At 35.5% G+C, this 10,731-nt stretch carries 9 protein-coding genes and 3 pseudogenes; 8 read left to right on the top strand and 4 right to left on the bottom strand.

Annotated elements, in window-relative coordinates:
* Window positions 1-166 precede the first annotated feature (166 nt).
* Window positions 167-1,924 (top strand): annotated as a pseudogene (locus MHI57_RS24485) (Tn3 family transposase); the annotation flags it as partial.
* Between the two features lie 56 nt (window positions 1,925-1,980).
* Window positions 1,981-2,097, top strand: a pseudogene (locus MHI57_RS25120) (tyrosine-type recombinase/integrase); the annotation flags it as partial.
* Between the two features lie 144 nt (window positions 2,098-2,241).
* Here the strand turns inward: MHI57_RS25120 and MHI57_RS24480 are convergent.
* The 3 genes from MHI57_RS24480 to MHI57_RS24470 are packed head-to-tail and all read right to left on the bottom strand — an operon-like array spanning window position 2,242 to window position 6,083.
* Window positions 2,242-3,312: a GerAB/ArcD/ProY family transporter gene (locus MHI57_RS24480; RefSeq protein ID WP_281203336.1), complete on the bottom strand. Its 1,071-nt coding sequence runs from the start codon at window positions 3,310-3,312 to the stop codon at window positions 2,242-2,244.
* A gap of 33 nt (window positions 3,313-3,345) precedes the next feature.
* Window positions 3,346-4,518 (bottom strand): Ger(x)C family spore germination protein, encoded by a 1,173-nt coding sequence (locus MHI57_RS24475; RefSeq protein WP_340978819.1) that lies wholly within the window; start codon window positions 4,516-4,518, stop codon window positions 3,346-3,348.
* On the bottom strand, window positions 4,518-6,083 hold the full coding sequence (locus MHI57_RS24470) for a spore germination protein (RefSeq protein ID WP_340978818.1): 1,566 nt from the start codon (window positions 6,081-6,083) through the stop codon (window positions 4,518-4,520). The genes MHI57_RS24475 and MHI57_RS24470 overlap by 1 nt, the downstream gene beginning before the upstream one ends.
* An 809-nt stretch (window positions 6,084-6,892) precedes the next feature.
* On the opposite strand from MHI57_RS24470, the gene MHI57_RS24465 reads away from it, so the two are divergent.
* Window positions 6,893-7,462, top strand: a complete 570-nt coding sequence (locus MHI57_RS24465) for a recombinase family protein (RefSeq protein WP_340978816.1) — start codon at window positions 6,893-6,895, stop codon at window positions 7,460-7,462.
* Window positions 7,463-7,581: 119 nt separating this feature from the next.
* Window positions 7,582-8,936, top strand: a pseudogene (locus MHI57_RS24460) (IS1182 family transposase).
* Between the two features lie 113 nt (window positions 8,937-9,049).
* Here the strand turns inward: MHI57_RS24460 and MHI57_RS24455 are convergent.
* On the bottom strand, window positions 9,050-9,334 hold the full coding sequence (locus tag MHI57_RS24455; RefSeq protein WP_326134924.1) for an AbrB/MazE/SpoVT family DNA-binding domain-containing protein: 285 nt from the start codon (window positions 9,332-9,334) through the stop codon (window positions 9,050-9,052).
* Between the two features lie 119 nt (window positions 9,335-9,453).
* Between MHI57_RS24455 and MHI57_RS24450 the strand changes: the two genes are divergently transcribed.
* From MHI57_RS24450 to MHI57_RS24435, 4 genes are all read left to right on the top strand, one after another.
* Window positions 9,454-9,606 (top strand): hypothetical protein, encoded by a 153-nt coding sequence (locus MHI57_RS24450; RefSeq protein WP_340978813.1) that lies wholly within the window; start codon window positions 9,454-9,456, stop codon window positions 9,604-9,606.
* Window positions 9,607-9,766: 160 nt separating this feature from the next.
* A complete protein-coding gene (locus tag MHI57_RS24445) occupies window positions 9,767-10,084 on the top strand; it encodes a hypothetical protein (protein ID WP_340978811.1) in 318 nt (105 codons plus the stop codon).
* A 94-nt stretch (window positions 10,085-10,178) separates the two neighbouring features.
* Window positions 10,179-10,361 (top strand): hypothetical protein, encoded by a 183-nt coding sequence (locus tag MHI57_RS24440; protein WP_066194368.1) that lies wholly within the window; start codon window positions 10,179-10,181, stop codon window positions 10,359-10,361.
* Window positions 10,362-10,499: 138 nt separating this feature from the next.
* Window positions 10,500-10,712: a hypothetical protein gene (locus MHI57_RS24435; RefSeq protein WP_095371110.1), complete on the top strand. Its 213-nt coding sequence runs from the start codon at window positions 10,500-10,502 to the stop codon at window positions 10,710-10,712.
* Window positions 10,713-10,731 lie beyond the last annotated feature (19 nt).

Genomic DNA, 10,731 nt, shown 5'->3' with positions numbered 1-10,731 from the left:
CGGGCGCGATTGTTGAGCAACACAGGTAGAAAATGATCAAACTTTTTTATAAAAACCAAACTTAAATCTGCTAAAGAAGAATCCTTTTTGATTAATCTTTTTTTCAAATGGATTCTTCTTATTTATCGTAAAATAAGGATTTGCGAGATCTTTTTGCTCAAACTTTATTTCAAAGCTACAACTAATTCGAGAGTATGGGGAAAGTGGGCAGCGTTATTTTGCTGCTGGTGATGAAGTTCCCATTGAAGGCGTAATTCAGCCAAAATGGAAAGACGTCATTGTCGAGACAGACAGCAAAGGAATTGAAAGGGTAAATCGAATCAATTATGAAATTGCTGTCATACAATCGCTTCGCACTCGACTTCGTTGTAAAGAAATTTGGATTGAGGGCGCTGATCGATATCGAAACCCGGATGAAGATCTCCCTCAAGATTTTGAAGAGCACAAGGAAGAATATTTTCAAGCACTGAAAGTGCCTCTTGATGTAGAGCCTTTTATCAAAGATATTATACTGTTGATGAAAGATAAACTCCATTTATTGAATCAAGGGTTAAGGGATCAAAGTAACGAAAAAGTAGCGATCACTACCAGAAATAACAAGGGATGGATTAGAGTCACTCCACTTGAAAAGCAACCCGAACCCCCACATGTGACGACGCTTAAACGGGAGATTAAGAGCCGTTGGTCCGACATTAACCTATTGGATTTACTAAAAGAAACAGATTTTCACACGGAGTTTACCAAGCACTTTAAAACCACAGCCGATCGAGAGATTTTAGATCGAGAAACCATCCAACGACGGCTTCTACTAAGTTTATTTGGATTAGGAACGAATACAGGTTTGAAAACTGTTTCTGCTGGAAACCACCTAGATGGTTATCGGGAACTTCGATATATCCGTCAAAAATTTATTCATAAAGACCATTTGCGAAAAGCCAACGCAGAGGTTACCAACCATATCATCTACAATCGAATGAAAGAGGTATGGGGAGAAGCTACCACTGCATGTGCTTCCGATTCAAAACATTTTGGTTCTTGGGATCAGAACCTACTCTCTGAATGGCATCCTCGTTATAAGAAACATGGAGTCATGATCTATTGGCATACAGATCGAAAGTCAGCTTGTATTTATTCTCAGCTAAAGTCCTGCCTTTCTTCGGAAGTGGCAGCTATGATGGAAGGAGTTCTTCGGCACTGTACGGATATGGAAGTTGACAGAAATTATGTCGATACACACGGACAAAGTGTCGTTGCTTTTGCTTTTTGTCATCTACTTGGTTTTAAACTGATGCCACGCTTTAAAAATATCGGGTCTCAAAAGCTATATCGTCCAGAAGCCGGCATGAATGAGGAATATCCTCACCTGCAACCGACTTTAAGTAGACCGATTAACTGGGATCTTATTCGGCAACAGTATGAACAAATCATTAAGTTTGCAACTGCTCTACGGTTGGGTACTGCTTCTGCCGAATCTATATTAAAGCGATTTACACGGGATACGAAACATCCAACTTATCAGGCTTTATGTGAATTAGGAAAAGCGATTAAAACAATCTTTTTATGTGATTATTTACACTATGAAGAGATTCGCAGAGAGATCCATGAAGGATTAAATACAGTGGAACAATGGAACTCGGTGAATACCTATATTTTCTATGGAAAAAACAGTGAAATTCGTTCCAATTCGATAGAAGATCAAGAGGTTTCTGTCTTATCACTTCAATTGCTGCAAAATTGCTTAGTCTATATGAATACCTTAATGGTACAAGAGGTTCTTTATGACAACAACCAATATTGGTTGAAGAAAATGACTCCAGAAGATTTTAGGGGATTAACACCTTTATTTTATCATCATGTCAATCCATACGGAACTTTTGAACTCAATATGAATCAGCGAATACCTATTAAGTTGAAGGTGTCGTAGTTTTTTATCATTTTGATCGGTGACAAAAGCCAGCTAATATCCCATCAAGATATTAGCTTGAGGACTTTGAGGTTGATGCGAGAAAAATTCATATACGTGATCGAGGTGAATTGTCCAATCTAGCTGAAATTAAAACGGTATGTAGTCCCCGTAGTATTGATGTATCTGCACAATGATAGGGTGCTTGCCTTGCTTACTTTTTTATCAACTGATAGTTATACTTTTAAAATCATAACTCTGAAAATACCCCCTTATCTAGCAATGATTTTTGCAAAACTTAAGACATAAGGTAAGCATCACTTTTCCCTTTTTGGGAGCTAACTCTGCTTTGTTTTTCCTTTTAAATAAGAGATACCTAGTAACAAAAATGGAATAGGAAACAGGACAATCATATATGCGTAAATATCTAATGTTTTATCTAGCCGAAGATGTTCTTTTGATAAATAGTACGTACCAAGGAATACGAGTAAAACAAACCCCGTAAACCCAAATCGTCTTATCCACTTTGAGGAAACCTTTGATACAGTTATATCATAAGCGATTCGGAAGTATAGACTGCAGCGTATGTATGTCCCTACAGCCATTAATAGTAATCCATAAATATCAAAACGATCAATGAATCCTAAACTAATAATTCGTACTGACTCTAATGCGGGATATACAGAATTATCAGCCTGACCTAATCCGAAAATCGTAATACTACCTATAGTTGTTGAAAACATCATAAGTGCATTTAACAAAATTCCAATACTCCATAGTAAAAACATTCGTTTTTCACGAATGTTTTGAATGGGTAGAAATAAAAGTAGTAATAATTCTACCCATATACTTAAAATTATCAAAGATCCCCATAATATTGGATTCCAACCAAACTCAAATATAGGTTGGAGCTCACTCCAATCTTTCATTGGTCTGTCCAAAATCGTGACTGTATGTCCAGTCGCCATAGCAATTATTGCTAGTATTCCTGCCGTTAATGCAATTCTTTTAATACCTTTTGAAGCTGCATAAACAAAGAATAACAAAAACCAGACCAGTATAGCCAATCGTGGTGTCTCAGGAAAAAAGGCAATGTAGATAAAATCAACTAACAAAGCAAACGAGAAAATTGTTAAAAATAAAAAGTAGATAATGAAAATTATCTTTATCATCACTCCAAAAGGTTTTCCTAATAAATTGTGAAGCATATCAGAAATATTTTGTTTTGGGTATTTAAGTCTCAAACGATAAATGGAGATTGCCAACGTAAATGCTGCCGGAAGTGATATAATTATGGAAATCCAAGCATCTCTCCCAGCAACATCGAGCATTAACGGAAGAATCACGACATGTCCCATGATTGGAAGCGTCATTATTAATAAAAAAAGTGTCTCCCATTTCGTTAACATATCAGTAATCTCCTTCTTCATTGTCCATAGAATCTATCGTTTATAAGGGTTGTTATAAGGCTTTTTGTGATTTTTTTCTACACTTTTATTAATAAGACCTTGATGAGTAATATTTGTATGAACATCAATCATTATATCTGCATTAGAAAAAATCTCATTCCATTCAGATTGGACATTTTTCCATTGTTTAGGATATTTTCTGTAGGTTTCCAGTCCAATTCCTGATATATCAGTCTTTATTACCTTTTGAAGCTTATTCAAAGTTAAACGTACGTATTTTTCAGTCTGATTTGATACTTCTTCTTCAACTTTACTTATCCATTGATCATTTATATTCCTATTCGTAGTATTATCAGCTAAAGTTCCCTCTATCTCGATTTTCAGATATGCTTCAAGCTGATTACCATCTAATGTTGGATTTATTTCCGTTTCTAATTTCTTTATCTCTACAGAGATCTTCTCCTTGTCATTCAGAGATACAGTTTCACTTCCGCCTTTTACCTTGTTTAAAAGGACATTCAGCCCAACAGTTTCATCTGTATTCAGTTTACCGACCATTTTATAAGTGTTAATAACAGCAGTGCCGTCCATTGAAGTAATTGCTTTACCCTTTTCTTTTCTTGTTCGAATTATCGGCAAATAGGCATTAGGAATAGGGCCCTCAATTAACTTATAAAATTCATATATTTTTACGGGTGTAAATTCAGCAATATATTGTGTTTGTTCTAAAGCAGAAACTATTTCTGCCGAAGAAAGATCTTCATAAAGTGTAGAAGTACCCAAAATATCAATTGGCTTTTCTTCTGTAATGAAAAGATAACTATTCAAACGAAACATTTGATCGCGTCTGCTTTCATCAAGGTAGTCAATAAAATTATCTTTTGCTAATTCCTCACCAATCACCCATAAACGAGTATGCTCAAAATAAAGCCGACGTTTCGCATCTTTTATGAATTCTCTTGCGCCTTGTATCAATGAGTCCGCGTCTCTTTCTAATAGAATATTTTGGCCATTTCCTCCGCCCCCCTCTCCTCCACCTTGTTCACTTGGTCCAGTTGGTTTTATGATTTCGACGCTAATTCGTAATTGTCCGTCAGATTTATCCAACCCTATCCCATGTACAAGTGCTGATTTATCAAGTTCTTGACTACTCCAACAGCCGGTTAATAAAAATAATAATGGGATGATAGTTAGCATCCTTACCATCATTTATCACCTGTTTTAGGTAATGATCTAATTCTAGTCTTACGCTGATTCGGTATACTTTTTGGTCGCTGTTTTTTCCACCTCAACGGTAAACGAATCAGTGAATCTTTCCAATCCTGAAAATAAAAAGGTGCAAATGGCGCCATAAATGGAATCCCAAACGATGTTAAAGAGATCATATGTGTTAATAAACCGAGCATGGCGACAATTAGTCCATATCCCCCGAATAAGCTACTAGCAATAAATAATCCTATCCTAAGAAGTGCGGTGACGTCTGCAATTGGGGTGATAACAAAGGCAGCAATGTACGATATGGATACAACAATAATGGTCGGTGCACCAACAAGTCCGGCTGAGACTGAGACTTGTCCCAGAATCAAAGCACCAACAATACTTAACGCTGAGCCAATTTGTTGAGGAAGTCTGACACCAGCCTCACGGACACCTTCAAACATTAAAATCATCATGGCAATTTCCATTGCTAGAGGGAATGGGACCGTCTCTCGCGCTTGAATAATAGGGACAATCATATCAGATGGAATCATCACCTTATGAAAATTAATAGCTGCAATATAAATGCCTGGTAAAGAAATACTGATTACAAATGACACGAAACGCAGCATTCGAATGAAGGAACTATAATAGGGTCGAGAACTGTAATCTTCTATACTTTTTATATTTTCAAGAAATAGGGATGGAACAAACAAACTGACCGAATCCCCATTTACAATGATCACAATTCTTCCTTCCATTAATAAGGCTGAAGCTTTGTCAGGACGTTCTGTATTTCCAATCGTAGGGAAGATTGAAAAGGGATGGTCTTCGATGAATTGTTCGATTTCCCCTGAATTATTTATCTCATCCACTTTAATTTGTTCTAATCTTTGTTTGATCCGTTCAATCAATTTTGGATCCGCAATGTCCTTTACATATCCGATTGTAATATCCGTTTGACTATATTCACCAATTTTAATTGTTTCAAACTGTAAAGAAGGATGTGAGATTCTTCGCCGTAACAATGCAATATTAGTAGGTGATGATTCAATAAATCCGTCATGTGCTCCTCTCACAGCTCGATCAGATTGAGGTTCGGAGATTGCTCGAACCTCGTACCCTGGTGCATTTAGCAGTAATCCTTCACTATACCCATCCAGTAATAGTAACGTATTTCCCTTCAGTATTTGGTATACAGATTTTTCTAAATTATTTTCCTTCTTTGTGTTAAAAATAGAAATTCTTTCTTTTACTTGTTTTAATTCTTCTCCCATAGAGCTATCTAGAGATTCCTTAGTCAGTGGCTCTAATACATTATTGCGAATGGCATCTTCATCAATTAACCCGTCTACTATAACTAGTAGTGCTTTCAATGTGCGACCGTCATGTAATGGAATGATGAAATCATGAAAAATGATATCATCACTTGAATCTAACAGTTGTTTTAGTTTTTCTTCATTTTTATGAACATCCGATGAGAACAAAATTGAATTATTAAATTGTTCTTCCTGTGTCCATTTAGTATTTTGCTTCATTTTTTGCATAATGGATTTAATTTTTAAATAACGCATAGTTTAACCCATCCTAGAAAAGTTTGTTTTTTATACTGTTATTATGGCTTTTATAACTAATAATATGTGCCGTTTTTGGAAATGATATGTTAATGATTTTTGCGCGAATTACATTAATTTACTGGGAATTTATTAATATAGAAAGGTGGGGAGTAAGGTGGATCAAACAAAGTTAATAAAATGATGATAGCTCTTAATATGAATTTTTCATGGTTATTGGGTATATTGGCCGGTTTAAATATTATTTTTTTTCCGTATGCAGGGGAAGATTCTCTTTTCCAGGCTTGGGCTAAAATATGTCTTATTACATTTTTTCAATGAAGACGAACAAATAACAAGAACAAAATAGGTTATATAAGCATGGTATACATATGAGTGAAGACATTATTAAAAATGTCCTTGGCACAAAACCAAGAGCTAGACATAAAGAGCAATATATTAATAATTAAGATCAATGCTTTTCAAATCCTATTATACATAGGGAAATCTTAAGCTTCGAATTCACTTTCTAATAATTCCTTCTCTTATTCAAGAAAATAGCCCTTTTCTTGAATAATTAACGTGTTTGAGAGGTAAATTTAATCACACTCAAGCACACATAAATTTTAAACACTAAATTAATAAACTTTTTACTCAACTAGATTACCAAAAACCAGTGTTTTTGTAATGTCCCCCCATTGCCCTGCAGTCCTTTGATTTTATTAAGATTAGCAGTTACCAAAAATAATTACCAAAAGTATTACCAAATACCTTTACAATAAGTTCCTCTCTAGTAAAATAAAAATATACAAATTTATTGGAGGTTACAAATGATAATAGGTTATGCTCGGGTGTCTACTATTGACCAAAACTTGGATCGGCAAATTGGTATGCTTAATGAACATGGTTGTGAAAAAATAGTTAAGGAGAAATTTACTGGTACGGTTAAAGATCGAAAAGGACTTCATCAACTTTTTGATGTCATCCGAAAAGGCGATACAGTTGTAGTAGAGAGCATATCCCGTTTAGGACGTAAAACATTGGATATCCTCAACATTATTCAACAGTTAGAAGAGATGGGGGTGCAATTCATTTCTTTAAAAGAAAATATGGATACAAGAACCTCTACGGGTAAGGCCATGTTCCAAATGATGTGTGTCATTGCTGAACTAGAAAGAAACCTTATTGCAGAGCGAGTAAAGGAAGGACTAGAAGCAAGTAAAAGGCGTGGGAAAACATTAGGTAGACCTAAGTTGGATAAAGAAAAGCTTACTGTTGCGCTTAGGATGTATGATAGTAAAGAATATTCTATCAAGGAGATCGTCTCGGCAACAGGAATATCTCAAGGTTCCTTATATAGGGAAGTTAACAGAAGAAAACTTGAAGAAATAAAAAAATAGGGGTGCGTTTTATTATTTCTTCAAATTTACTTTGCGGTCTACAGCAGGAACCCTGTCACTAAGCCTACAAGCTTTTTTTGTATAATAGTATGGAATCGATTTTTTGTGGGGGATATAAAATGTTATCAAAACACGTTGAAGATGGAAGAAATCAAATTGAAATGGTTGCGTTGGATCAACTTGTTCCAGATGATCATCTGGTCAGGAAGGTTGAACAATCGATTGACTTTGAATTCATTTATGACCTGGTAAAAGATAAGTATTGTTTAGACAATGGTCGACCGAGTGTTGATCCCGTTGTTCTTATTAAAATGGTCTTCATACAATACCTTTTCGGCATACGCTCCATGCGTCAAACCATAAAGGAAATCGAAACCAACGTGGCTTATCGATGGTTTATTGGCTATGGGTTCACCGAGAAGATTCCTCATTTTTCAACTTTCGGTAAGAACTACGCACGACGCTTTCACGATACAGATCTATTTGAATCAATTTTCTATCGCATTCTAAAAGAAGCGATGACCAAGGGCTTAGTCGATCCATCCGTTGCGTTTATTGATTCTACTCATGTAAAAGCGAACGCTAATAAGAAGAAATTTGAAAAAAAATAGCCCGAGTGGAAACCAGAACGTATCAGGCTCAGTTAGATGAAGAGATCAATATCGACCGTGAGAAACACGGAAAAAAGCCCTTCCCCCCGCAGAATAAAGAAGAGTCAAAAGAAATAAAAGTTAGCACGACAGATCCTGAAAGTGGTTATTACGTAAAAGATGAACGCGAAAAACTATTTGCGTATTCGTTTCATACGGCAAGCGATTCCCGTGGGTTTATCTCAGGTTCACTGGTCACCGGAGGGAATGTTCACGATAGTCGGATGTTGGACAAGCTCGTCACTCAAGTCACAGATAAAGTCGGTAAACCCCATTCAATCGCTGTTGATGCAGGATATAAAACACCACACATCGCTAAATTCTTAATGGACCAAGACATCAGACCTGTTATGCCTTATACACGTCCGAGAACGAAAGACGGATATCTTAGAAAATACGAATACGTTTACGATGAATATTTTGACGCCTATCTATGTCCCGAAGGACAAATTCTACCTTACCGTACGACAACAAGAGACGGGTACAAGCAATACGCTTCAAATCCTTTGGAATGTAAAGACTGTCCTCTGTTAGACCGTTGTACGCAAAGTAAGAATCACACCAAAATGATTCATAGACATGTATGGCAGGATTACATAGATGAAGTAGATCATTTGAGACATACCGAACTTAATAAAACTCTATATGCGAAACGCAAAGAAACAATCGAACGAGTTTTTGCGGACGCAAAAGAAAAGCATGGCATGCGTTGGACGACCTTAAGAGGTCTTAAAAAAGTTTCAATGCAGGCGATGCTTACGTTCGCTGCCATGAATCTAAAAAAATTGGCAAACTGGACATGGCGAGGACCATGTCCAAGCTGAAAAAGAAGACAGATCTTTTAAAATAACAGAAAACCCCACCTTCACTTTAATGCAAAGGTGGGGTTTGTCTACGGTCTGTAAGGAGGACTAGGTCCTCCTTTTAGTATGTACGATTAAGCATTTACAGTTATGTAATCCTTTAATTCTTCTTGAAGTAGATGAATTGCAGCGGTACTTAATACGATTTTTCCGCCAGCAAGTTCAACGTTGCTATCGCTTATTTCCCCTGTAATCATACATGCACGTGCATGTGAATATTTACGAAGAATAATCTGATCTTCATCTACGAAAATTTCTAGTGGGTCTTTAATGTTAATATCCATTACTCTTCTTAATTCAATTGGGATTACAACTCTTCCTAGCTCGTCTACTTTTCTTACAATTCCTGTACTTTTCAAAATGGAATCACCTCTTATATTATTTATAGATAAATAGGTAGTTATCATAAAAATGTTGGTATTTGATAAGTTAATTATTCCTTTTTTTACATAAAGTTACACAAGGAAGGAGAACTCAAATGAAAGTAGTGATAATGACAAAGTTAAATACCGAAGGAAGTATGGGCTTGAGACGAGGTAGCTTTCTCATTAGCGACTATGAATTTAAGAAAAATCCTGATTGGTATATAGGAATTAAAGCGTATGAATGGATTCATGTTGATTTAAAATAAAGTCTGGTAATTTGTGAAAAATTTCGATAATTTATAATAAAGTTTGATTAAAATTCCTGTATCAATGCAGGAATTTTTCATTCCGCAATCGGGCCATTTAATTGAATGAACTAGGTTAAAATTGAATCAATTTAAAAGCATAAGAAAGGGGGATTATAATATGGGTTTAGCATTGGATATTGCGCGTGCCATATTGCCTCTTGTAATAGTGGGTGGGATTGCAGTATTTGTAATTCTGAGAATGAAGCATAAATATGAGAAAGGCACCCTGGGTAAGAAAAAAACGAAAGACCCTCAAAATTTATTGGATAGCTTAATACCATTCGGAATGATGATTGGTTTTGCTATTGCTATATTTTTAAGTATATTTTCACCAATTTCCTTACTATCTGCAATGACTTGGGGACCTGGAATAGGTTTTTTATTTGGTTATTTTGCGTATGAAATTTATAGCAAAAAAGAAGAGAGTCATTCGTAATAACTGTCTTCCTGAAAAGGGTGCAGTTTGGAATAACCTGTATAACATGAATACTTTTTAGTCAGATGTTCTGATACGAAAGGAGGTCTATGACTTGAGTAAATATGTCAAATACTCAGTAGTTATTGGTATCATAGCTTTTGTTTTGGCTTTGGTCTTATTCTTAACAATCGATTCTCCGTACCCATACCTTGGTGGTCTTGTTGTAGCGTTTATTATATTTGAAATCAGTTTTTTTCACTTATTTGGAAAGGAAAGACAAAAGAATAAACTGTAAAATGACTCTTGGGACATTTAAGCAAACGGGCGCTATTCTAGCACAAGGATAAGCGCTCATTTTTCATTTTAGGGCCATTTTGTGAAGAAGATACTGTATGATATTTAATATCTAGCTAACTGTTTAGGAGGGATTAATATGGATGTGGGTCATACATTGTTTGCATCAGATAGTATGTTTGCTCTTTTAACTTTTTTACCTATTGTTTTTTATCTAATTGCTATTGTTTTTGCCATTTATTTTGTAATTAAAGTAATTAAGTTCATGAATGAAAAGACCAAATTAGACCGTGAAAGAAACGAGAAACTTACTGAAGTAATTAAAACACTTAATCAAGATAAAAAAGATTAAATAGTATTAAACTTTGCTC

The organism is Cytobacillus sp. FSL K6-0129, from assembly GCF_038007625.1.
Lineage (GTDB): Bacteria > Bacillota > Bacilli > Bacillales > Cytobacillaceae > Cytobacillus > Cytobacillus kochii.
This window is presented reverse-complemented; position numbering and strand designations above follow the sequence as displayed.

What these genes read in the sequence shown, in the direction of transcription:
- MHI57_RS24480 (WP_281203336.1), bottom strand. Translation starts at nt 3,312, where the DNA reads ATGTTAACGAAATGGGAGACACTTTTTTTATTAATAATGACGCTTCCA.
- MHI57_RS24445 (WP_340978811.1), top strand. Translation starts at nt 9,767, where the DNA reads ATGGGTTTAGCATTGGATATTGCGCGTGCCATATTGCCTCTTGTAATA.
- MHI57_RS24465 (WP_340978816.1), top strand. Translation starts at nt 6,893, where the DNA reads ATGATAATAGGTTATGCTCGGGTGTCTACTATTGACCAAAACTTGGAT.
- MHI57_RS24450 (WP_340978813.1), top strand. Translation starts at nt 9,454, where the DNA reads ATGAAAGTAGTGATAATGACAAAGTTAAATACCGAAGGAAGTATGGGC.
- MHI57_RS24470 (WP_340978818.1), bottom strand. Translation starts at nt 6,083, where the DNA reads ATGCGTTATTTAAAAATTAAATCCATTATGCAAAAAATGAAGCAAAAT.
- MHI57_RS24435 (WP_095371110.1), top strand. Translation starts at nt 10,500, where the DNA reads ATGGATGTGGGTCATACATTGTTTGCATCAGATAGTATGTTTGCTCTT.
- MHI57_RS24475 (WP_340978819.1), bottom strand. Translation starts at nt 4,518, where the DNA reads ATGGTAAGGATGCTAACTATCATCCCATTATTATTTTTATTAACCGGC.